Origin of the sequence: Candidatus Pelagadaptatus aseana, from assembly GCF_040362265.1 — a bacterium.
Taxonomy (GTDB): Bacteria; Pseudomonadota; Gammaproteobacteria; order Pseudomonadales; family Cellvibrionaceae; genus Pelagadaptatus; species Pelagadaptatus aseana.
Genome location: NZ_BAABNJ010000011.1, coordinates 1 through 24,569, shown reverse-complemented (window position 1 = coordinate 24,569; position 24,569 = coordinate 1). Strand labels below are relative to the sequence as shown.

Here is a 24,569-nt window from a genome sequence, read left to right as displayed (position 1 = left end):
TAGGTTTCGCCCTTGCTGGGCGACTTCATTTCTTTTGCTTGTGCAAAAGAAACCGAAGCAAAGAAAAGCACACCCCGGTCGTTGGCCTTCGGCTTCCCTCACTGCGAGCTGATCTCACGGGTCGGTATATACGCGCATCCCTGCGCGACACATCTAAATCGCACATCCTGTGCGATTTACCCTAATCTCATCTCTCCGTTCGGCAACTCACAAGGGACCTTGGTGTGCCAAACTAAAATAAGGCACACAAAATTCTCATTGCGAAGTCAGAGGTCAATGGGAGTAGGCGAAACCTAGCTAAATAAAAACTCCAAAATCATTCCTGAAGATCGTAATACGCCTTCTCAGAAATCAAATGATAATTGCGGGCACCTTCGCGAAACGCCTCGTAGTGCTCGTAGACCCGCTTAAAGTCGGCGTCCTTTTCCGATTCCTCGGCATAGACCTGATGGGCAATGGTTTCCAGCTCTTTCCAGACCGGTTTGGGGAAGGATTTCACCTGCACATTGTGCTTTTCAATCAGTTCCTGCAGGGCAGAGTTATTGCGCGCGGTGTATTCATCGAGCATATCCTGATTGGCCATGCGCGCGGCGGTATCCACCATGGCACGAATATCATCCGGCAGGGCTTCGTAAGCTTTTTTGTTGATGATCAGCTCCAGCGTCGCACCCGGTTCGTGCCAACCCGGCACATAGTAGTACTTGGCCACCTGATAAAAGCCAAAGGCCAGATCGTTGTAGGGACCCACCCACTCGGTGGCATCGATCACGCCGGTTTGCAGCGAGGTGTAGAGCTCGCCGCCGGGAATATTGATGGAGGAACCGCCGGCGCGATTGAACACTTGCCCGGCCAAACCCGGGATGCGCATCTTCAGGCCTTTGAGGTCATCAATGGTATTGATCTCTTTGTTGAACCAGCCCGCCATCTGAACGCCGGTATTGCCACCGGCAAAGGGTACAATATTGAACGGCGCGTAAAGCTCTCGCCACAACTCAAGGCCGCCACCATAGTGGAGCCAGCCATTCATCTCCTGAGCGTTCATACCAAAGGGTACGGAGGTAAAAAACACCGAGGCTGGTATCTTGCCTTTCCAGTAGTAGGCTGCGCCATGACCGGCTTCGGCACTGCCGGAGGACACCGCATCAAACACACCCAGTGCCGGCACCAGTTCACCGGCACCATAGACTTTTACCTGAAAGCGACCATCGGTCATCTCATCCATCAACTTGGCAAAATTCACCGCCGCCGAGCCCAGTCCCGGGAAATTCTTGGGCCAGGTGGTCACCAGCTTCCACTCCCAGGTTTGCTGCGAGCCGGCCTGAGTGTCCTGCTCGGTTGCCGTCTGGGTTTGGCCGGCCTTGGCCAACACCAACTGCCAGAACAGAATGACACAGAGAGCCAGCAGCCCGAGGATAATGACAGGCTGCCAGTTTTTTTGAGTTTGTGAGGTCATGGTTTTACTTTTTTATTATTAAATGGTGTCGATTACAGGGCTTCAAGCTTGGCAAACTTCAGCACCAGCCATTTGCTGCCGGCTTCGGTGAAATTTACCTGAACCCGTGCGCTACTGCCATCGCCTTCAAAGTGGGTAATTTTACCGTCGCCAAACATCGGGTGCTTGACCTTTTGCCCGAGATAAAAGCCGGTATTTTCACCCTCGTCACTCAGGGCTTGGGGCCGCTTGCGTTCAAAACTGACCGGGCGGGTTACGGTGTTTTTGATGCGCACCTCGTTGAGCAGTTCGGCCGGTATCTCACGCACAAAACGCGATACCGGATTATAGCTGTCACTGCCGTGCAGTCTGCGACTCTCGGCGTGAGTGATCACCAGCTTTTGCATGGCGCGGGTAATGCCCACGTAGCAAAGGCGTCGCTCCTCCTCCATGCGGCCCGGCTCCTCCGACGACATGCGATGGGGAAACAGGTTTTCCTCGGCACCGGCAAGAAACACCAGGGGAAACTCCAGACCCTTGGCCGAGTGCAGGGTCATCATCTGCACCGCGTCTTCGAACTCATCGGCCTGAGCTTCACCGGCATCCAGCGCAGCGGTATCGAGAAATTCCATCAATGCCTGATGGTTGCTGTCAGTTTCGTCGCTGTCAGATTCACTGTTGTCTGGCTCAAAAGCGCCACAGGCGTTCACCAGCTCATCGAGGTTCTCTATCCTTGCCAGTCCCTTTTCACCTTTTTCCTGTTTGTGAAAATCGTACAGGCCACTGTTGTGAATCACCTCGTGCACCAGCTGTTCCAGCGGCATGCCGAAGGTGCGTTGACGCAGGCTGTCGATCAGCTCCATAAAACCGGCAATGGCGGTGCAGGCTCTGGCGGGCAGTGCCTTGTTGGCCAGAATCCCACCCGCCGCGCGCCACAGGGAGCAACCCTGTTCACGGGCAAACAGACGCACGCTGTCGACGGTTTTATTGCCTATGCCGCGGGTCGGGGTATTGATAACCCGCTCAAACGCGGCATCGTCTTCGTTGTTTACCAGCAGGCGCAGATAGGCCAGAGCATTGCGGATTTCCAGCCGTTCATAGAAGCGCTGACCACCGTAGATACGGTAGGGAATAGATTCGCGCAGCAGGGCTTCTTCCAGCACCCGCGACTGGGCATTGGAGCGATAGAGTATGGCGCACTCACTGCGGTTGCTGCCGGCGTTCACCCAGGATTGAATGCGATCAGCGATATAGCGCGCTTCATCCTGCTCGTTGAACGCGGCGTAGAGGTCAATGGCCTCGCCTTTGTCACCGTCAGTCCAGAGGTTTTTGCCCAGCCGCTCGCTGTTGTTATCAATCACGGCGTTGGCGGCCTGCAGAATGGTTTTGGTGGAGCGGTAATTCTGTTCCAGACGAACCGTCTGCACCTCACTGAAGTCGGTCTCGACTTTCTGGATATTTTCAATCTTGGCGCCGCGCCAGCCATAGATGGACTGATCGTCATCACCCACGGCGGTAACCTTGCACTGATTGCCTGCCAGCACCCGCAACCAGGCGTACTGGATGGTGTTGGTGTCCTGAAATTCGTCCACCAGAATAAACGGGAAGCGCTGCTGATAATGAGCCAGCAGCTGGGGGTTGTTAAGCCAGAGCTCGTGGGAGCGCAGCAGCAACTCGCCAAAATCCACCATGCCGCCACGTTCACAGGCGGCTTCGTACTCGCGATAGACCTTGACCATGGTGGTGATGTAGGGGTCGCCGGTTTCCTGAATATAGTCCGGCCGTAAACCCTCATCTTTCTGGGCGTTGATAAACCATTGGGATTGTTTCGCCGGCCACTGTTTTTCATCCAGCTGCAGCGCCTGGGATACCCGCTTGATCAGACGCAACTGATCATCACTGTCGAGAATTTGAAAGTTTTGCGGCAAGCCCGCTTCCTGCCAGTGCTGCTTCAGCAACCGGTGGGCAATACCGTGAAAAGTGCCCACCCACATGGCTCTGGGGTTGGTGCCCAACAGTTCTTCGATCCGGCCACGCATTTCCCGCGCCGCCTTATTGGTAAAGGTAACGGCCAGAATGGAATAGGGGGATACCTGCTCAACCTGAATCAGCCAGGCGATGCGGTGCACCAACACCCGGGTTTTGCCACTGCCAGCGCCGGCGAGAATCAATTGATTGGTTGCGGCAGCGGTTACCGCCTCGCGCTGAGCATCGTTTAAGTCATTGAGAATAAAGGAAACGTCCATCGCGACAGTTTATCAGACAATGGACGCCAACAGTCGATCGATGCACCCCGATTGAGAAAGAAGTTCAGTCCCGCAACTCCAGCTTTGGAGCAAAATCGACGTTGCCCTGATGATCCACTCCCACAATTGCCTGATCGTATTTCAATACCGCATAGGGCAATACCTGAGACACCATTCTGACAAAGTAGAGGGCGTAGCCCATCTGGGTAAGCGCATAGATGGTGCTGATCTGCGCACCACTGAGCTTTGAATAGTGCTCATCAAAGCTTCTGGGGCGGCGAATACTGAATTTTTCTTGCATGCCCATGACATCACCTCAAACAAATTCTATGAATCAATGAGGTTATTGTGCGATGTGGGCGGCTGTTCGTATGTGGTGGATTGTGGCTGCAAAGTGTACAGCCCGTAACACAGGTTGAACCATCAGGCCCCAGGCAACAGGCACGGGGATGTAGCCGGTACTATCACCTCTACAGCCAGTGGCTCCAGCTGTATCGACAACCGACGGTCCACCAGAGGCTCACCATCGAGATTGATGGGGATATCCGACTTGGTTTCCGCCTCCATGCTTTTCAGCCTGATGCGTTTAACAAACTCGCCAGAGGTTTTCAGGTCCGTCAGTTCCATCACTACGGTATTGATATTGGCGACATCGAAGCTCTCAATCAGCAGCAAATCCATATAGCCATCATTCAGGTAGGCGTGAGGGCAAAGCACCTGCCCGCCACCGGCCTGACGGCCATTGCCCAATGCGGCCACAACCACATTGCTGTCGTAGGTTTTGCCATCGACGGTGATAGTGCCGGAGTAGGGGACAAAATTCAGGGCCTGTACCATGCCGGACAACACATAGGCGCCGCCACCGAGAAAGTTTTTCAAATCCACCGGCGTTTCCGCAGTCACCTTGGCGCCAAAACCGGCCGTCACCATATTCAGGCAGTGGTTGTTATTGACCCGGATGACATCGACCGCTACCGCCGACTCTTGCAGCGCCAACTGCAAAGCCGCTTTGGGTTCGAGCGGTACATTATTGCCATTGGCAAAATCGTTGGCCGTGCCGAGCGGCAATATACCCATGGGTATGCGCTGCTCGGCAGGGATTTTCATCAGCGCTTCGGTCATTTCATTAAGACTGCCATCACCACCACCGACGATGATTCGATCAGCACCGGCGCGGCAGGCTTCGTCCAGGATCCAGGCCAGATCTCCTCCTTCCCAGGTAACGCGTACGTGCAGATCCATGCCCTGCTCGCGCAATTCATAAATGGCGGCACGGATGTCTTCACGACCGGCTTTCTTTCCGTTCAGGGCAATAAACGCTTTCATAAATTTCGGGCTCGGGTAATGGCTGTCAACAGCCGTTGATGTAAGCAGCTTTCCCGTCTTTGGGTCAAGTCCGATAACTCAACTGTTACCCCGTGGCAGGCCAAGCTATTATGAGCCATCCTGTCATTTAAAATCGGACTTTTCTGGAAGCATCCATGCTCAACTCAGCTACCCCCGCAACATATCATTCGCTCACCATCAGCAATGTGCTGGCGACACTGTCGACACTGATGGGGGCGTTGGTGCTTGTGGGCTGGTACACAGAGAACGTTAATCTGATTCAGGTAAACCCGAGCTTTGTACCCATGCAGTACAACACCGCGCTGGGATTTCTATTATCCGGTTTGGGGCTACTGACACTCAATCAAATGGCCACCGGCATCACCAAACTGTTAGGCAGTCTGGTTGCCATCCTAGGTTGGCTGACCTTGTGCCAATACCTGTTTGGCTGGAACCTTGGGCTGGATCAGCTGTTTATGCAGCACTACATAGACATCAACACCTCTCACCCCGGCCGCATGGCGCCCAATACGGCTCTCTGTTTCGGTTTGGTTGGTGTTGCCCTGGTCTATGCGTCAAGACCAACCAGCGATCGTCAGGACGCCATAACCGCAACACTGGGGTCGGTCATTGCCGCACTGGGACTGGTAGCGTTCAGCGGTTATCTATCCGGTGTGCAAACCACTTACGGCTGGGGGGCATTGACAAAAATGGCGGTCCATACCTCGGCCGGCTTTATTCTGCTGGGCGCGGGACTGTTCAATCATGGCGTACACAGTTACTACAACAAGCACAGTGAGCAGACCTTTGCCGCCTGGTTAAGCTGGCCAGTCGGTATTTTCGGATTGACCCTGACCGCAACACTCTGGCAAGCCATGCACGCTTATGAGCAAAGTCTGCAGGAATTGTCCGGCGTGCACAGCGGCTACGCCGATGAGAGCATGTTGTTGTTCGGGCTGATTTCCACCATCGCTGCGATTCTCACCATCAACCAGCAGCGATTTGCCAAAGACCAGGGTATCCGACGCCATCTTAAAGTGGATCCATCCATGGTGTTGTTGCTCGGCGTCATTCTGTCAGCCTCCATTTTTCAGCTGCTGCAAAGTAACTTTGAAGCCCGGGTGCGACAGAATTTTTATTCGGAAGTGGAGCACCGGGGCAACTCGATCACTCAAATGGCCACCCTGTATCTGGAAAATCTGTATCGGGCCCAAGCCCTGTTTTACGCTTCAGAAGAAGTGACCCAGGAAGAGTTTCGCAAGTTGTCGAGCGCCGACACCAACCGCTATGCCGGGATTCGATCCGTTCAGTGGATGCCTGTCGTGCCAGCCTCTGAAAAGGCCGGCTTTGAGCAGCGTCAAGCCGAGCTTCTGGGCACCGGCTTTAACATTTATGGCATGACTAAGACCGGTGAAACAGCAGCGATTGAGGCCAAAGACTATTTCCCCGTGACTTTTATCGAGCCCTTCCAGACCAATAAAAACTGGTTGGGCTACAGCCCGGCCAATTCGGGCCAGCTGTTTTCCCCCGTGTCGATTGAACAGGCTCTTATTGAGCGCTCCATCACCCTTTCATCGGTGATCACGCTGGAGGAGGATGGCCGGACGACCAAATTGGTCGAGGCGATGATGCCCATTTTCAGGGAACAGACCTCTGGGCCAGACCATTTGTTGGGGTTTGTCGGCATCACCATTGAACCGGGAGTGATGATCAGCAACATCCTGGCGGATTACCTGAAGCCGGCCGGCCTGAATATGGAGTTCATCGATGCCACGGACGCGGATGCGCCCGAGCAGGTCCATTGGCACACATCCAGAATTTACAACGAAGCCAACAATGCCATGCCACTGAGCCAGAATTACAGCATCCGCATTGGCAACCGCACCTTAACCATGATCGCCACCGCGGCCAATGAACAAACCTATCCCAGGTGGTCGGCCTCCAATATTGCGCCGTCTTTAACGATTCTGGTGATCGCCATAACTCTGGCGATGATGATGAAAATGTCGCGCCGACGGGAGGCCGAGCGCAACAAATTCCAAGCAGCCATTGCCGAGCGCGAACGTCAGCTCGGCGCACTGGTTGATACCATCCCGGGTGCTGCCTATAGCTGCCAACTGGATGAACACTGGACCATGCAATACCTCAGTCCTAACGCTGAACTGGTTACCGGATACTCCAGTGAAGGTTTTATTAACAATCGCGAGCGGTCCTGGAATGACATCATCCATCCGGATGACCGCGATTACGTCAGTAACGCCGCCCATAACGCCGTCGAGAATCATCAGGATTACACCCTCGAGTACCGTATTATCAAAGCCAATGGCACCATCGCCTGGGTGTTTGAAAAAGGGCAGGCAATCTATGACCAACAAGGCAGCCCGTTGGAGCTGCACGGTACGGTACTCGACATCAATGATCGCAAATTGATGGAGGGTAAGTTTCAGGGGTTACTGGAAGCGGCCCCGGACAGTGTCATTATCATCAACAATCAGGGCGACATTGCCTTTGTTAACCGCGAAGCCGAGAAGACCTTTGGTTATGGCAAGGAGGAGTTGCTGGGCGAAAAAATTGAAATGTTACTGCCCGATGCCATTCGCGCGCACCACCCAAAAATGCGTCAGGAGTATTTCGAAGCCCCCAGAGTCCGTGCCATGGGCAGTGGTCGGGAACTGCTGGCCAAGACCAAAAGCAACCGAGAAATACCGGTTGAGATCAGCCTGAGCCCATTGCATACCGATGAGGGGTTGCTGGTGTTTGCGGCCATTCGCGATATCACCCTGCGCCGTAAAATGGAAATAGACCTGATCAACGCCAAAGAGCGCGCCGTTGAGGCCACTCAGGCCAAGGGGGAGTTTCTGGCCAATATGAGCCATGAAATCCGTACCCCCATGAACGCCATCATCGGTATGGCCGAACTGGCACTGGATACAGACCTCAACCCATCCCAGTACAACTACATCAACAAAGTCCATCGCTCGGCCGAATCACTGCTTGGCATCATCAACGACATTCTCGACTTTTCCAAAATCGAAGCCGGCAAACTCAATGTCGAGGCCATTGATTTTCGCCTGGAAGACGTGCTCGACAACATTGGCGGGCTGCTGGCCTTCAAGGCCGAAGAGAAAGGCCTGGAGTTGATGTTCGATCTCGAGGATCAGCTGCCATCCTCGCTGATTGGCGACCCCTTGAGACTGGGACAAATCTTGCTGAACCTGGGCAATAACGCGGTGAAATTTACCGAGCAAGGGGAAGTGATCATCCGCGTGTCACAGCAATCGCGCCAGGGCGATGATGTCACCCTGCAATTTGAGATCAAGGATACCGGCATTGGCATCGACAAAGACATGCAGCGCAGCCTGTTCGACTCGTTTTCTCAAGCCGATACCTCAACCACCCGAAAGTTCGGAGGTACCGGCCTGGGTCTGACCATCAGTAAAAGCCTGACCGAATTGATGGGGGGCGAGATTTCCTGTGAAAGCGCCCCCGGACAAGGTTCCACCTTCACCTTTAGCGCCAAATTAACCATCAGCAGCGCTAATATTGCCCGAGCCGATATCAGTGACATTGCTCCTATGCGGGTCTTGGTAGTGGATGACAACAGCAGCTCTCGAGAGATTATCGGCAGTATCCTCGATCGCTTCGGTCTGCGGGTGGAGCTCGCAACCAACGGCTTGGACGCTCTGGGGGTACTGGAGCAGGCCGAGCAGGAGGGGGTTCCCTACGATCTGGTGATCATGGACTGGAAGATGCCCGAACTGGACGGCATTGAAACCACCCGGCTGATTCAAAATGACGACAAGCTGTCCACGCCGCCCACCATTATCATGGTGACAGCCTATGGTAGGGAATCCGCTGTTGAAGCCGCCTCGCAAGTGGATATCAAGGGCTTCCTGACCAAACCGGTCACGCCTTCGACCCTGCTTGATACCATCCTGCTGGCCAAGGGCAAAGAAATCGCCATCAGCACCCGCAGCGGGGATCGCGAAGAAGAGATCGAGCAAGCCTCTCTGAAACTGGCCGGTGCCAGAGTGTTGCTGGTTGAAGACAACGACATCAATATGGAACTGGCCGTGGATGTGCTTGAGCGCCAGAATATTTCCGTTGCGACTGCAATCAATGGTCAGGAGGCTCTGGATAAGCTCGCTACCGAGCAATTTGATGGCGTATTGATGGATTGCCAGATGCCGGTTATGGATGGTTATGAAGCCACCGGCAAAATTCGCGAACAGGATCAGTTTCGGGATTTACCCATTCTGGCCATGACCGCTAACGCCATGGCCGGCGATAAGGAGAAAGTACTGGCCGCCGGGATGAATGACCACATCGCCAAGCCCATCCAGCGCCGTGAATTATTTATGACCATGGCGCGCTGGATCACCCCCGCGCAACCAGCCAATCCCAAGGCGAAAAGGCTGCCAGACAATGCAACTGCAACAGCTTTACCCGATATTGAAGGGATCAATGTCGGCGCCGGACTGGAAACCTGTCAGGGTAACAGTGAGCTGTATGTCTCTTTACTGAGAAAATTTGCCCATCGGGAAGCCGATTTCAAACAGCGCTTTCTCGACAGCATGACCGACAATGATGAACAGACCAAAGCCCGGGTAGCACACACGCTGAAAGGGGTGGCCGCCAATATCGCCGCCAACGAAGTACAGCAGGCCGCCGCCGCTCTTGAATTGCAGTGCAGTGAAGAGCGCCCGGACGCTGAGATTCTGGCGACTCTGGATGTCGTGCAGGCCAAACTCGAGCGGGTCATTCCCAATATTTTAGCGGGACTGCCTGACGATCAACCTGCCATTCCGGCAGATTCTTCCCAGTCACAGGAAAGCTTCGATCACCTGAGGCAATTGCTGGCCGACAGCGATGCCGAGGCGCTGACTGCGGTTAACAAGCTGCGGGGGTTTTACGCTGATGATGCCGATATGGTGGCACTGCTGGAAGCTATTGCCGATGCCGTGGATCAGTTCGACTTTGAACAAGCCGAAGCACTGCTGAATCAGCATATGGAGGCCCATAGCTGAATACAAAAAAGGCCTTCGAAGGAAGGCCTTTATACTTTGGTTTTCCAGCCGCTTCAGGCGGCCTTGGGTTGAACCTCAACCTCGTCTTTCTCTATTTTATCCAGCTCTTCCTGGATAACCTCTTCGGCGCTATCAACGATCTGATCACCGGCGACTCCCGCAATCACAGTAGAAATACCGCCCATCACCAGACGCACACCAAACAGGGTACCAATGGCGTAGAAGCTGGAAGCCGGGAATTGATACATCAGGATACCGGCCAAGGCCAGAGTCACAATGGAACTGAACAGTGACCAACCCCAGCTACCATACTTGTGACGATACTCGTCAATGGTGACATAGATTGAAATGCAGCCGTCGGCAATAAAGTAGGCAATCGCCAGAGCAGTCAGTGCCATCAGGTTAACCACGGGCATCATAAACATGGCCACGCCAATAACGATGGTCAGTACACCCAGAATCAGTTTGGCCAGGCCGGCTCCCCAAAATTTGTCTTTGAATGAAAAGGCAGCCATGGTGCATCCGGCAGAAACCACCAGGATGGCAACCAGACCAGAGGCGGCGACGCCGGAAATAAATGGGGCCGCCAAAGCCAGCATGCCGGCGATCATCAGTCCCATACCACCGGCGACCATCAGCCGCGAGGGTACACGAAAAGGTACAGATTCAATGTTCATAGTGTTTCTCCAAATATATATGTAATCAGTCAAGGGCGCGGTTGAATGCTTTCCCGACGCTTGGAGACAGTTTGGGTTTTCCCCGGTTTTTTGTATGTGTCGCTTACTGGCGGGTTTGTGTCTTGCCACCGGTGCTGCTGTGACCCATTTGCCCATGATGTAAATCTTTCTCTTTCTAACCCTTATTTGTTGTCCCTCACTGTGCCTTGCATGGCACACATTGCGGCCGCTGTTGTACACATCACTTTATTCGAACCGAACCCATACTGGATCCATCAATTACGCACAGCGACCGACTTAAACCGAGGAAAACCACATGAAAATTTCAATCATCGATAAAGAGTTCGAACAAAAAGTGGATCAAATGGAAACCACCATCAAGCAGCTGGATGCCAAGTTTGCCGAGCAACAGGACGCCCTGAAGCAACTGGAAAAGACCCAGAGCCTGTTTGAGCAGGCGCTCAACAAACTGGTTGAAAAGGAAGATCTGGATCCCGCTATTCACAAGGTCAACAACAACCTGAAGTCGTTACGCAAAGACATCACTGACGCAGAAAAAGAAGCCATCGACTATGTTTACAATCTGGCCGATGAGCAGGATATAGATCTGGACGCCATCAAGAATAAATCCGTGGATGCTCTGCACAGCATTGCCGACGCGGTGGAGTCACTGCCAGAAAAGCGTGCTTCATAAATTACAAAGCCTCTCCTAGGCTTAAGGAGAGGCTGGTCTAACCGGGGAGAGGACTCATGGACAACAACATCGAAAAAGCGAAGATGCTCTACGAAATAGAGAAGTGCTTCGTAAAAACCGAAATTAAACAGCAAAAGAAATCCGTAATTTTTCTGGGTATTGCCATTGCTCTGGCCGGCATCACCCTGTTTGCCATCAATGTGGCCATTGGTTTGAGCCTGTCCGATCTGGATGAGTACGCCAAAAACGCCTGGATCATTGCCGGCATTAACGCCGTGCTGTTGTGCATTCCGGTGGCCTGTATGATTCCCAAGCCTATAGACGACCCGGACAAGGCAGCCCTGAGAATACGCGACGCTCTGCTCAACGATCTGCAGCAAGACTTTGATGACAAACTCCACACCATGCAGGACAACATTGAGCGCATTGATCAGTGGGGCAAGGATTTCAAAGCCTTTACCGAAGGCGGCGTGACTGCCCTGATCCCGCTGGTTAAAACCGTGGTGGAAATGGTCAACAAACCGACCAAAAAAGACCACTGATCAGATCATCCGGATAGGGCGCTATGAATATCTACAAAGCCACCGCATTTTGTCTGGTACTGGGCTTTACCGCCCTGGTACTGATTTTTGCCAAACAGCTGTTGATTCCACTGGTGCTCGCCACCCTGATGTGGCTATTGGTCGACGCGCTGCGCAACCGGCTGATGCACGTCACCATTCTGGGACAGAAATTGCCCGGGTTTGCCATTCCCATTATTTCGATCATCACCATCACCGCGGTGTTGATGGCTTTTTATGCCATTTTTGAAAGTCAGGCCACCCTGATTGTGGACTCGCTGCCCACCTATGAAGAAAAGATGCAGCAACGCATAGCCAGCGTCTCTGAATACACCGGTGTGGATGTCGAGCACTGGGTAAACTCCGCTGCCAGCTCCATGGATGTTTCCAGCATGCTGTCGTCGGTGGCCAACTCAACCGGCAGCCTGATTGCCAGCTCAATCCTGATTATCATCTACGTCAGTTTTATGCTGTTGGAACAATCCAGTGGTGCCAAAAAGCTGGCCAAACTGGCTGCGGTGTCACCGGTGTTTTCGGTAACCCGGCAGATCCTCAGTGACAGTTCATTCCAGATCAAACGCTATATCTGGCTCAAGAGTGTTGTAAGCGCCTTAACCGGGTTTCTCAGCTATCTGATGCTGTTGTACTTTGGCGTGGACTTCCCGGAACTCTGGGCCATTCTGGCCTTTATGCTGAATTTTATTCCCAATATCGGTTCGTTTCTTGGGGTTATTTTTCCCAGCCTGCTGGCACTGGTGCAGTTCGATGATTTCTGGTCGTTCGCATTGGTGGTGCTCTCACTGGGGCTGATCCAGTTCGTGGTGGGCAACGTGTTTGAACCCGCTTATATGGGTAAATCCCTCAACCTGAGCCCATTGGCGATTCTATTATCCCTGAGCTTCTGGGGCATGATCTGGGGAATCCCGGGCATGTTTCTGGCCGTTCCCATGATGGTGGCCACCTCGATCGTGCTCTCCCATGTGCCGGAAATGCGCTGGATATCAATTCTTATGTCGGAAGACGGGGAACTGGCTCAGGCAGAAACCAAGCCGACACACAATGAATCCCTTTGATACCACATACCCCATTGAGGAATTTGATCACACTGAGTGCATCATCTGAAGGGGAGTGTAGGGATCATGAAATCGAGCTACTGGATCAGCACCAGCGCCAAATATTTAGTCAAAGTCGCCATCTGTTTTACTTTTGTTACCAGCTGCTGGGGCATGGATACCATTCAGCTCAACAGCACGAGCAGCAAGGGTTACTATCTGATAAAAGTGGATGCTGAGACGATCGACTCGGCCACACTCAAATTGATCGACAACCTGAAAACCACCGGTCTGATCTATGTTGAACAGAGCAACGATGCCAAGGCAATTAAAACCCATTTGCCATTGGCCAGTAGCGACCATCAACCAGCGACAGCGAATCAACAACAGATTCAGACTCTGTCTTTCTAACGCAGGTTGCTTGTTTTTTACTCCGGTTTATTTCAGTCGCACAAAGGGCGCCAGAGACGCCTCAAGGGTTGCCTTATTGAAAGGTTTGTTGATCAGCCCTGTAAATCCTGCCTGTGAAAAACGCTGTTGGTCTTCAATCATGGCGTGGGCCGTCATGGCAAACACCGGGGTCTCGGCAGTACCCAGCTGTTGCTCATGTTGGCGCAACGCTTCAAAGGCGGTCATGCCATCCATCACCGGCATTTCAATGTCCATCAAAATGCATTGATAGCTGTTGCCTTTCGCCAGATTCAGGCCTTCCTCACCGTTATTGGCCACATCAAAATCGATCTGCAAATGACGCAGTTGCTCACCGATGATTTCCTGAAGGATATCGTCGTCTTCAACCACCAGAATTTTCTGCTCAATCGCCGGCGACTGGCCCTGCAGCTTATCCCGGGAAGATAAATTAAGGGCTAGTATCTCTGACAAATAACGGGGGGTGCAGGGCAAAACAACCGGTGTGGCCAACATGCTGGTCATCTTTTTGCTGTTGCTGACCTCACTGTCGGTGAAAATCGGCACAATACGGCCACTAAAATGGGGCACGGTTCTGGACCAGTCTGATTGCGGGATCAAGTCATTGGCATCGATCAGCATAATATCCATCCGCGATGTATCGATCTTTCCCTGAAGGCAATCGTCTGCGGCGCAGACGATGGGTTTGCAGCCCAACAGTTTCAGGGTTTTGACTAGCTCTGGAGTCCAGGTCTTGCGCGGTACTATGACCGAATAATCGAGGGTTTTCAGAGGTTGATTCTCGACAACCTCCAAACTGAAATGAACCGTACAGCAGTGGTGCTGGTAATCGATTGCCAACTCAGCGTCCAGATAATCCGCCAGTTGCTGGCAGTACTGGATTTTCTTTTCATCGAGGGTCAACGGCAGCTTGTCTTCATCAATGGATGACTCCGGGGTACTCAACGCCAGATTAACCTCAATGCGCAACTTGTCATCATCGCTGTGAATCTGGCGACAGGACAAGGTCAGACAGGCATTATTGCGTGCTTTAATCAGGGCAACCCCCAGATTCAACAGCAACTGTTGCAGGTGTGAACGGTCACCCCGGCATTTGGGGTAGTACTGGGGGTCACTGCTGTAGGCCAGCCGGATCTGGTTGGCGCTGGCCCTGTCGGCAATGATTTCAAAAAAAGTATCAATCAGGGTTTCGGGAAAGAAATTGGTATCGCGTTCGATAAAGCGTGGCGTATCCACCTGATTGATGTTGCTGATATCACCAATGATATCCAGCAGGTAATGACTCGAACTCAGGAGGCGCTGCAGATACCCATGCAAACCGACGTCTTCGTTTTTCTCAATGGCCAGTTCGGACAAGCCAATCAGGTGACTGATGGGGGTACGCACATCGTGGCTCAGACGGCTGACAAAATCCGACTTCTCACGATTGGCATTTTCTGCTTCGGCCTTGGCCTGCTGGAGCAGATCCATGGTATCGCGCAACTCCTGCTCAGTCGCCTTACGCCGTTGAATTTCAGTGAAGAGCTGGCTGTTCCAGTCCTCTATCTGCTGCTTTTCCCGGGCGTCACTGGCGGACAAAAAACGGTAGTCATCGTCTGGCAACTGTTTATCGGCAGCCCACTGCCAGGCCTGGCTTAGTGCCTCACCAGAGAGCAGGGCGGCTTCATCGTGATCCTTGCGCCAGCGCTGCAGGTCATCGGCATAGGGTCTGAGCGAGCCGGTCGCCTTGGTCAACCACTCGCGATCAAACACATGGCTGTATAACTCGGCACGCAGGGACAGCACGTCGTGATGGATATTGATCAGACCCGACAGGCGCAGGCGTGAGTAATCCGCATCATCCACCACAAATTGGCGATCCGGACTATCGAGCAAACGGGCATAGGTATCGAGATTGAAGGTGGCGTAGCGAGGGTCGTTGAGGAGACGATCACGAATGGTGCGCAGGTGTTCCGGGTTATCCTGACTGCTCCAGTTCAGCAGAATTTTGGTTTGAATCAGCTCGGTTAACCATAGCGCTTCATCTCTGGCTTCATCGTTGTCCGGGTTATCACTGATCAACTGACAGATTTTCTGAGTGAGGAAGGGCTGTCCACCGCTCCAGTGCAGTACCTCCTGCAGCAACCGGTTATTATCCAGCTGACTGACGTTAAAATTGTCCGCCAGCGGGGCGGCCTGTTCCAGCTCAAATCCGGTCAGCTCAATGGCGCGGCCTATATTGAACGGCGAGCGGGTATTGTCAGACACCAGATCCTGAGGCAGAGCCACCCCAAAAAAAGCAAATTGGATGTTTTCCAACTGGGGTTTTTCTGCCCGCTTGTTGTAGCAGGCGCGAATTACGGCAAAGAAGTCATCGGCGGCAAAGGGCAAGCTGAGAACGCTGTCTACCTCATCAAAAAACAGCGCGTATTGGCAATCGGGATCAAGGTTGCTGATATGATCCAGAAAGTTGGCAAACCGCGCCGCCGGACTGATTTCACCCTGTTGATTCCACCATTGCAGCATGGCGTTGGTGGCCCCCAGTGCCAATCCCCGCCATATTTCACTGATGACGCCGGCGTACCATTGCTCCTGATTAATCTGGACACTGCCAATGCGGCTCAAATCGATAAACGCACAGTGGTAACCCCGCTCACTCAGGGCTTTTTTGGTGTGCAGCAGCAACGAGGATTTGCCCATTTGGCGGGAGTTAAATACGTAGCAAACTTCTCGATTTAACAGGGCATCGAATAGCTCTGTGTCGGCCTCACGTTCAATATAGAAGCCCTGTTCCTCAGCGACACTGCCACCCACCTGATACGTTGGCATGACCGGGCCCTGAGTTAAATGGCGTCGAGCAGAAAGTTAGAGGCCAAATGATTGACCGGGAGGGTCTTGCCGTCCTTAATTCTGGCCAGACCCAAGCGCTCCAGCTGGTAGCTCTCTATCGGCAATAATTTCTGATCGCCATCGCCGTGTAATTTTTTGAAGCCTGACATGGCATTGGCATTGGCACTCAGATCACTGAGCAACTGAGTCAGGAAATCGTGAAACAGACCGCCGGGTTTGCTGGACATACTGAGAATATTCTCAATCTCTTCACGAGGGCTTTCAATCAACCCCTCTTTGCTGGCCAGTGTGTAGAGCACCAGCTGGATCAGATAGGGATGGCCATTCACAGCGGTATGCAAAATACTCACAGGATTGTGCAAGGTGCCATCGGCGTGCCAGTTGAGACCATAGGCTTTACCCAACTGGGCCACCTGCTCCTGACTGAAAGGCGATAACTCAATGGCCAGACCGATATTAAAGGGCGACAGGTTGAGATCGAGCTGGACATACACCTCGGTGGAATACACCAGAACCTGTCTCAGTTTTTGCATGTCCTGATTGTGTTTGGCCTCTTCAAACCAGGAGCGCAGCAGCGGCAGAAAATCCTGACTGACCTCTTCAAAATCAAAGATGCGATTAAGCTCATTGATCACCAACACCACAGGGGCATCCAGATCTGCGAGGATGGCCTGTTGCAAATAGTTGGTGCAACTGAGTTTGCTCCCAATCAGTGGGTTCCAATAGTCGTCCAGTTCCGCCTTGATGCCCAACTGCGCGCTGATTTGCAGACAGAGCCATTTCAGCAGTAAATCCAGATCCGTCAGAATGTTGCGATCGGCTTGCTGTAAATCGACGCTGACTCGATGATAGCCATCGGTTTCGGCCTGATCCAGTACCCGCAACATCAGGGAGCTTTTGCCCATTTTCTTGGGCCCTTTGATGCGCAGTACACAGCCCGGGTTATTCAGCTCGGCGTAGGCACGGGCCTCTTCAGCAGAGCGCTCAATATAGAAGGGTGAGCTGAAAGACAAAGCGGCACCGGGGTATTCCAATACGGTCTTGCGCTGAGAAGAGGCCTCGACCAGGCGCTCTTCCAGTAGCGGGCGAAAATTGCGCTTGGTAACACTCTGACCGAGAGAATCGCTGAGGGATTTCCACAGTTGCGAACCGGCTTTGCGGATGTAATCGTGATCGTAACCGGTTTCATCGGAAATGATGTTATAACCCTTACCCTGCCAGGAAAGCCTGAAAACTTCGACCTTGATCAAGCTGAGTTCATCAGACGCTAAGACCGTCTGCAATAAATCTTTGGCTTCCTGGTGATTCATCCTTAATTCCTTGTTGGTTACTGGATCAATGACTCCAACAGTTGAGTTAACTGTTCGGCATTAACCGGTTTTTTCAGATAGTCGCTGGCGCCGGCATCCAGACACTGTTGCCTGTCTTCTTCTCGAGTTGAGGCGCTGACCATAATTATCGGGATCTGTGATTGTGGCGGGCTTTTCTTTAACTCTTTAATGACCGCTATACCATCCATTTCCGGCATCATCATATCCAGAATAATGGCATCGGGCAGGGTTGCCGAGGCACAAATATTCAGACATTTAGCGCCACTGGTAGCGGCCTTGATACGATAGCTGCCCGATAACAGGCCATTAATCAGATGAATATTGTCCGGTTCATCGTCTACCACCAACACTACTTTTTCGGATCTTTGATTCATCAATTAACGGTTCCTGCGTTGCTATTGCCGGTTATTAAATCATTTGGCTTTTAACGACACAAACATTCAATTTAACGATTTAAGCCGGCCATGGTAAGTGACCTGATATCGCTTAAACACACTTTATTATTACCGTTGCACACATTATTTCCACGGATCTGCTCTTAAAGTGTACTCAACATTTAACAAAGCGGATCTGTTGATCATGAATTCCATTAAAAAGATTGCCACGGTTGCTCTGGGTTTTGCGGCCTATTCGCTGACCGATATCACCCGAGCGGAGGACGAGGTACAGGACATGTCCGATCCTCTGGCGGTATACACCCAGGCTGGTTTTGGGATTACCGACAAGGGGCTCAACATCAAAATCGGCCAGACCTACGACACCGGCAGTGACACTACCATGGGCATGAATATTATCGAGCTCAAGGGTGTTTTTGGGGAATCCCTGGGCTTCCGCGGCAGTGATGAACCCCTTTATGGCCATGTCGATGATTCTATCGACAGTTTCCGCTTTCGTAATTTTAAAGTGGATATGACCAATGGCCGTGGCAGTCAGATCGATGCCAATATCAATATCGATGGTGAAACAGGCGACGTTTCCTACAGCCTGATTCAGGCGCTACCCAAGTGGGGCCCGATGCAACTGTACCCTCTGGCAGGTCTCGGGGTCAGCGCTGCCAACGACAGTGACGATGGCTTTGAGATTCCCGGCGCCTTTGGCGTGCTGGGCTTTTACGGCAAATTTACAGTAACCGACAACATCTGGATCAACTACAACCCGGTGTGGCTCTCCACTCTGGCTGGTAGCAATGATTACGAAGACGGTCACTACGCAGGTGACAGTAATATTCTGGCCCATGAATTTGCCATCTCTTATCAATTTACCCCTCGCTTCAATATGCGTTATTTCGCCAACTGGAATGAGGTTGTGGACTACGGTGATGGTGACCACCGTCTGGAGTTTAACTACCAACTCTAGAGAACAGTCACTGCTTCTCCGGCAAGTATCCTCCCCCTTGCTGCCTTAACCTCTTAAGAGAGGTTACAGGCAGCTTTTTTTGTGCCCCAGAAACAAAAGAGTTTCAGCACCTTGCCTATCATGCCTGATCATAGTAACCGCATAAAAAGTGGGGAGTCTTTCCGTTATGGATTGTTCTAATATCGGCCTGCTGAAAGGGCGGTGAGCAAGAGCACCAAATAAACGATGGTTTTAGCAATAATGCCGTTGAATGATTGCGGTTATTCCGCTGTGGTCAGTTACAGCCACCCATACAAACTTATGTACCGAGGACAATTAGTCATCGAACACAAAAAAGGCCAATCATTCAAAGATGATTGGCCTCTTCAGTGGCGTTGCATGGCGACTTACCAGGGGTTGGCTACGATCAACATACCCACCAGCAAAATACCAATACAGCCCAATACCATCAGGTTATCGTACAGTTTTTCGGATTTTGACTCGATATGCATAATACACCTCCAAGGTTTCAATCAGTGTTGGCGCTGAACCAAACTTCATTTCTCAACGTTGGGTGTAATTTTGCTCGTAATCCCTCTTCAGGTATGTGTTGTGTGTATCCGGGTTTGTGCCTTTCGAGCCCTATTCTACAGTGACAGATTTGGCCAAATTGCGGGGCTGATCTACATCCGTACCTTTCAATACCGCCACATAATAGGACAGTAACTGCAAGGGCAGGGTATAAATGATTGGTGCAATGCTGACCGGTACATGGGGAATATTCATGATGGTGGCGTTGTCGTCGCTTTCAAAACCGGAGTTTTTATCCGCAAACACAAACAGCTTACCGCCACGGGCCTGAACTTCCTCCAGATTGGATTTCAATTTTTCCAGCAGGTCGTTATTGGGCGCAACGGCTACTACCGGCATATCGCTGTCCACCAGTGCCAGAGGTCCATGTTTTAACTCACCAGCGGGATAGGCTTCGGCATGAATATAGGAAATCTCTTTGAGCTTCAGTGCACCTTCCAGTGCTACCGGGTATTCCACACCGCGCCCCAAAAACAGAGAATGATGCTTTTCTGCAAAAGCCTCACTCATCGCTTCAATGTCCTTATCCAGTGCCAGTACTTCTTCACACACTTCTGGTAAATGGTGCAACGCGCCAACCAATTGTGCTTCTTTACTCTCGCTCAACTGATGGCGGCGACCGATGGCAATCACCAGCAGTTGCAAGGCAATCAGCTGGGTAGTGAAGGCCTTAGTAGATGCAACGCCAATTTCCGGACCGGCCAATGTCATCAGACTCAGATCGGATTCGCGCACCAGTGAACTGTTGGCAACATTACACACGGTCAGGGATGCCAGATAACCTTCTTTACGGCTGTCGCGCAACGCTGCCAAAGTATCGGCTGTTTCACCGGACTGAGAAATGGTCACCAGCAGCGTATTTTTCGGCGCTACGGTTTTGCGGTAGCGGAATTCACTGGCCACCTCGACAGAACAGGGCACGCCGGCCCAATCTTCAAACCAGTAACGCGACACCATACCCGCATGATAACTGGTACCACAGGCAACAATCTGAATGTGCTCGATGCGATCGAAGATGTCTTTGGCATTGGCACCAAAGGCTTCTTCCAACAACTTGGTTTTGCCAATGCGGCCTTGCAAGGTGTTTTTAAATACCTGTGCCTGCTCATGGATTTCCTTGAGCATATAGTGCTTGTATTCGCCTTTCTCGGCGGATTCTTGGGCATCGGTTAATTGATCAATGTCTCTCTCAACCGCCTCACCGTTGTTTGTGATGGCAATATCAGTACAGGTGATTTCCGCCATATCGCCTTCATCCAGATAGATAAAGCGATCTGTGACCTGACGCAGAGCGAGGGTGTCGGAGGCAATAAAGTTTTCCTCCATTCCCACACCGATGACCAGTGGACTACCACTTCGGGCAGCAACAATTTTTCCAACTTCTCTGGTCGAGCAAACGCCCAGTGCGTAAGCGCCATCAAAGGCCTGAATGGCTTCGGCTACCGATTGTTGCAACGACCCGGTTTTTTCATAGAGGCTATGGACCAGATGGGCAACCACTTCGGTGTCGGTTTCGGAGACAAACTCATAACCCTGAGCTTTCAACTGAGTACGCAGTTCTTCGTGATTTTCAATAATGCCGTTATGAACCACGGCAATATGATCCGAGCAGTGCGGATGAGCGTTTATTTCACTGGGTTTTCCGTGGGTTGCCCAACGAGTATGGGCGATTCCCAGGGTTCCCTTTACTGGATCGTCATCCACCTTATCTTGCAGGCTCTGAACCTTGCCCAAGGCTTTGCGCACTTTCAACTGACCATCTTCCAAAATGGCCAGACCGGCAGAATCATAGCCGCGATACTCAAGGCGCTTAAGGCCTTCAATCAATATTCCAGCAACGTTTCTCTGAGCCGTAGCTCCTACAATTCCACACATAGATCTTTGTAATTCCTGAGTTACTTCTTGGTCGGCCGTTTCCAGCTTTTGATACTGCGTTGTTTGGCTCGGGCCACTGCCAGTGCACCATCTTCTACATCGGTCGTTATGGTAGCGCCCGCAGCAACTGTGGCATTCTCACCGATGGTTACCGGTGCCACCAAACTGCTGTTGGAGCCGATAAACGCGCCGTTCTTTATTGTTGTTTTGGATTTGTTAACACCATCGTAATTACAGGTAATGGTACCAGCGCCAACATTAACACCGTCACCAATTTCTGAATCACCAATATAGGTGAGATGATTAACCTTACTACCTTCGCCAATAATGGCTTTTTTGGTTTCAACAAAGTTACCCAGCTTGGCTCCCTTCGACAAAACTGTACCGGGGCGAACACGGGCATAAGGTCCAATGTCACAGGCCTCACCAATCACTGCGTCTTCACAAACGGTATTGGCTTTCACCACAGTACCGGCCGCAATGCTGGTATTGATCAGCTGACAATTGGGGCCAATTCTAACACCATCACCCAAGCTAACCTTGCCTTCGATCACACAATTAACATCGATAATAACGTCTTGCCCCAGGGTCAATTCACCACGGCAATCAAAGCGGGATGGATCGAGTAGGGTGGCACCATCCTGCATGGCCATATCGGCCTGGCGCTGTTGGTAGTAGCGCTCCAATTGTGCCTGTTGACGCCGGTCATTAACACCCAGCACCTCTTCCTCTTCGAGTACCACTTGGGTGTTGATACGCTTGCCTTCAGCTTGAGCCAGGGCGATAACATCCGTCAGGTAATATTCTTTTTGGGCGTTGTTGTCACTTAATTGTGGCAACCAGCGGTTAAGATCCTTACCCCAGATCGCCATAACACCAGTATTGCCTTCGGTAATGGCTTTTTGCTCAGGGGAGGCATCCTTCTCTTCAACAATGGCGGTTACCTGATTAGCACCATCGCGAATAATCCGACCATAGCCCGTTGGGTTGGCCAGCTCTACGGTCAGCAAGCCCATGCTGTCGCTGTCGATACCATCAATCAGAGATTGCAGGGTTTCGATTTTAATAAGCGGTACATCACCATAGAGAATCAAATTCAATGCATCATTGCGCAGATGCTGTTGTGCCTGTTGCACGGCGTGACCGGTGCCCAATTGCTCTGCCTGTAATACAAAGCGCACATCGTCATTCTGATATTGCTGTTCTACCAGCTCGGCACCGTGACCAATTACCACATTGAGGTAATCGGCGTTTAATGTACGAGCCGTATCCAGTACATGCCCCAACATCGGCTTGCCACCAACAGGGTGCAGTACTTTGGGAAGGGCCGATTTCATGCGGGTGCCTTTGCCCGCTGCCAATACAACAATATCCAACATTGGTTTAACTCATTTTATAAAAGCCAGAAATGGAAAAGGGTAGCCTAGGGCTACCCTTTTTCGGATCGTTACAAACGACTCAAACTTAACCCAATTTCTTGCGGATAGCCTGAATAGTTCGCAACTGTGCAGCGGCTTCAGCCAGCTGAGTAGCGGCTCTGGAGTAATCAAACTCACCGGTTTGATTGGCCAGGGCGTGTTCAGCTTCTTTCTTGGCTTCAAGTGCTGCAGCTTCATCCATATCGCCTGCACGCAGTGCGGTATCCGCCAGTACAGTTACGTGGTAGGGCTGAACCTCCAGATAACCGCCGGATACGTAGTAGACCTCTTCTTCGCCATCTTGCTTGATAACGCGGATCGGTCCAGGCTGCAGACCGGTCAACAGAGGGGCGTGACCGTAGGCAACACCTACATCACCCTCGCTGCCTGCGGCAACAACCATCTCCACCAATCCGGAGAAGATTTCTTCTTCTGCGCTAACGATGTCACAGTGGACAGTCATAGCCATTTTTTTCGCCTCTTTTTGTGCTTTTTCACCTAGGGGCCTGATTTTAAAACTGAGAGTCTAAAACCTAGCCCCAGGCTATTAGCTAGCGATAAAACTGAGATTAAAAGCCGAGCTTACATGCTCTTGGCTTTCTCAACAGCCTCTTCAATACCACCAACCATGTAGAACGCCTGCTCTGGCATATCATCGTACTCGCCAGCCAACATGGCTTTAAAGCTGCTGATGGTATCTTTCAGAGACACGTACTTACCAGGTGCACCGGTGAATACTTCTGCCACGTGGAAAGGCTGAGACAGGAAGCGCTCAATCTTACGAGCACGGGATACAGTCAGCTTGTCTTCTTCAGACAGCTCGTCCATACCCAGAATCGCAATGATGTCTTTCAGCTCTTTATAGCGCTGCAGTACAGACTGTACGCCACGGGCTACGCTGTAGTGCTCTTCACCGATGATCAGAGGGTCCAGCTGACGAGAAGTGGAGTCCAGAGGATCAATTGCCGGGTAGATACCCTTAGCAGCAATATCACGGCTCAGTACAACGGTGGAGTCCAAGTGAGCAAAGGTGGTCGCCGGGGATGGGTCAGTCAAGTCATCCGCAGGTACGTATACCGCCTGGATAGAGGTAATAGAACCAGTCTTAGTGGAAGTAATACGCTCCTGCAGTACACCCATCTCTTCTGCCAGAGTAGGCTGGTAACCTACCGCAGAAGGCATACGACCCAACAGTGCAGATACTTCGGTACCCGCCAGGGTGTAACGGTAGATGTTATCAACGAACAACAGTACGTCTTTACCTTCGTCACGGAACTTTTCTGCCATGGTCAGACCAGTCAGAGCAACACGCAGACGGTTTCCTGGGGGCTCATTCATCTGGCCGTAAACCATCGCTACTTTTGACTCGTCGAACTTGTCAACGTTTACAACGCCGGCTTCCTGCATCTCGTAGTAGAAGTCGTTACCCTCACGAGTACGCTCACCTACACCAGCAAATACAGACAGACCACTGTGCTCAGTTGCGATGTTGTTGATCAGCTCCATCATGTTTACGGTTTTACCTACACCCGCACCACCGAACAGACCAACTTTACCACCCTTGGCGAAAGGACAAACCAGATCAATTACCTTGATGCCGGTTTCCAGCAGTTCTTCAGAAGCAGCCAGCTCATCATAGGCTGGGGCTTCGCGGTGGATAGAGGCGCGCTCTTTCTCACCGATTGGGCCTTTTTCATCAATAGGATTGCCCAATACATCCATAATACGACCCAAGGTCTCGGTACCA

General features: G+C 51.9%; 18 protein-coding genes. 6 read left to right on the top strand and 12 right to left on the bottom strand.

From position 1 onward, the window contains the following. Positions 1 to 316 precede the first annotated feature (316 nt). The 4 genes from ACPXV9_RS14930 to yegS form a co-directional block, all read right to left on the bottom strand. On the bottom strand, positions 317 to 1,453 hold the full coding sequence (locus ACPXV9_RS14930; RefSeq protein ID WP_423898702.1) for a TRAP transporter substrate-binding protein: 1,137 nt from the start codon (positions 1,451 to 1,453) through the stop codon (positions 317 to 319). A gap of 32 nt (positions 1,454 to 1,485) precedes the next feature. Beyond that, positions 1,486 to 3,678: a DNA helicase II gene (uvrD, locus tag ACPXV9_RS14925; RefSeq protein ID WP_423898699.1), complete on the bottom strand. Its 2,193-nt coding sequence runs from the start codon at positions 3,676 to 3,678 to the stop codon at positions 1,486 to 1,488. A gap of 64 nt (positions 3,679 to 3,742) precedes the next feature. Further along, on the bottom strand, positions 3,743 to 3,985 hold the full coding sequence (locus tag ACPXV9_RS14920; RefSeq protein WP_423898697.1) for a hypothetical protein: 243 nt from the start codon (positions 3,983 to 3,985) through the stop codon (positions 3,743 to 3,745). 116 nt (positions 3,986 to 4,101) lie between these two features. Beyond that, the gene (gene yegS, locus ACPXV9_RS14915) at positions 4,102 to 5,004 is read right to left on the bottom strand and encodes a lipid kinase YegS (RefSeq protein WP_423898694.1); all 903 of its coding nucleotides are present in this window, start codon (positions 5,002 to 5,004) and stop codon (positions 4,102 to 4,104) included. Between the two features lie 155 nt (positions 5,005 to 5,159). Here yegS and ACPXV9_RS14910 point away from each other — a divergent pair, with 155 nt between their 5' ends. After that, positions 5,160 to 10,031, top strand: coding sequence for a response regulator (locus ACPXV9_RS14910; protein ID WP_423898692.1), 4,872 nt, complete (start codon positions 5,160 to 5,162; stop codon positions 10,029 to 10,031). A 53-nt stretch (positions 10,032 to 10,084) separates the two neighbouring features. Here the strand turns inward: ACPXV9_RS14910 and ACPXV9_RS14905 are convergent, their stop codons facing one another. Beyond that, entirely contained in the window at positions 10,085 to 10,708 is a 624-nt protein-coding gene (locus ACPXV9_RS14905) for an HdeD family acid-resistance protein (protein WP_423898690.1), read from the bottom strand. A 316-nt stretch (positions 10,709 to 11,024) separates the two neighbouring features. On the opposite strand from ACPXV9_RS14905, the gene ACPXV9_RS14900 reads away from it, so the two are divergent. From ACPXV9_RS14900 to ACPXV9_RS14885, 4 genes are all read left to right on the top strand, one after another. Beyond that, positions 11,025 to 11,402, top strand: coding sequence for a hypothetical protein (locus tag ACPXV9_RS14900; RefSeq protein ID WP_423898688.1), 378 nt, complete (start codon positions 11,025 to 11,027; stop codon positions 11,400 to 11,402). Positions 11,403 to 11,458: 56 nt separating this feature from the next. After that, a complete protein-coding gene (locus ACPXV9_RS14895; protein WP_423898686.1) occupies positions 11,459 to 11,944 on the top strand; it encodes a phage holin family protein in 486 nt (161 codons plus the stop codon). Positions 11,945 to 11,967: 23 nt separating this feature from the next. Next, positions 11,968 to 13,035: an AI-2E family transporter gene (locus ACPXV9_RS14890; RefSeq protein WP_423898683.1), complete on the top strand. Its 1,068-nt coding sequence runs from the start codon at positions 11,968 to 11,970 to the stop codon at positions 13,033 to 13,035. A gap of 66 nt (positions 13,036 to 13,101) precedes the next feature. Continuing rightward, positions 13,102 to 13,425 carry a hypothetical protein gene (locus tag ACPXV9_RS14885; protein ID WP_423898680.1) on the top strand — a complete coding sequence of 108 codons (324 nt, stop codon included), beginning with the start codon at positions 13,102 to 13,104 and terminating at the stop codon, positions 13,423 to 13,425. 27 nt (positions 13,426 to 13,452) lie between these two features. On the opposite strand, the gene ACPXV9_RS14880 is transcribed toward ACPXV9_RS14885, so the two are convergent. The 3 genes from ACPXV9_RS14880 to ACPXV9_RS14870 are packed head-to-tail and all read right to left on the bottom strand — an operon-like array spanning position 13,453 to position 17,977. Further along, positions 13,453 to 16,251, bottom strand: coding sequence for an AAA-like domain-containing protein (locus ACPXV9_RS14880; protein WP_423898677.1), 2,799 nt, complete (start codon positions 16,249 to 16,251; stop codon positions 13,453 to 13,455). 14 nt (positions 16,252 to 16,265) lie between these two features. Continuing rightward, complete coding sequence (locus tag ACPXV9_RS14875) at positions 16,266 to 17,582, bottom strand: AAA-like domain-containing protein (RefSeq protein ID WP_423898674.1); 1,317 nt, start codon at positions 17,580 to 17,582, stop codon at positions 16,266 to 16,268. Between the two features lie 17 nt (positions 17,583 to 17,599). Next, a complete protein-coding gene (locus tag ACPXV9_RS14870) occupies positions 17,600 to 17,977 on the bottom strand; it encodes a response regulator (protein ID WP_423898671.1) in 378 nt (125 codons plus the stop codon). 205 nt (positions 17,978 to 18,182) lie between these two features. Between ACPXV9_RS14870 and ACPXV9_RS14865 the strand changes: the two genes are divergently transcribed. Next, complete coding sequence (locus ACPXV9_RS14865) at positions 18,183 to 18,959, top strand: hypothetical protein (RefSeq protein WP_423898668.1); 777 nt, start codon at positions 18,183 to 18,185, stop codon at positions 18,957 to 18,959. 621 nt (positions 18,960 to 19,580) lie between these two features. Here the strand turns inward: ACPXV9_RS14865 and glmS are convergent. From glmS to atpD, 4 genes are all read right to left on the bottom strand, one after another. Beyond that, entirely contained in the window at positions 19,581 to 21,404 is a 1,824-nt protein-coding gene (gene glmS, locus ACPXV9_RS14860; protein ID WP_423898666.1) for a glutamine--fructose-6-phosphate transaminase (isomerizing), read from the bottom strand. Positions 21,405 to 21,424: 20 nt separating this feature from the next. Further along, the gene (gene glmU / locus ACPXV9_RS14855; RefSeq protein ID WP_423898664.1) at positions 21,425 to 22,783 is read right to left on the bottom strand and encodes a bifunctional UDP-N-acetylglucosamine diphosphorylase/glucosamine-1-phosphate N-acetyltransferase GlmU; all 1,359 of its coding nucleotides are present in this window, start codon (positions 22,781 to 22,783) and stop codon (positions 21,425 to 21,427) included. An 85-nt stretch (positions 22,784 to 22,868) separates the two neighbouring features. Continuing rightward, a complete protein-coding gene (locus tag ACPXV9_RS14850) occupies positions 22,869 to 23,291 on the bottom strand; it encodes a F0F1 ATP synthase subunit epsilon (protein ID WP_423898662.1) in 423 nt (140 codons plus the stop codon). Positions 23,292 to 23,404: 113 nt separating this feature from the next. Continuing rightward, the coding region (atpD, locus tag ACPXV9_RS14845; protein ID WP_423898659.1) for a F0F1 ATP synthase subunit beta at positions 23,405 to 24,569 on the bottom strand (1,165 nt) is incomplete at its 5' end.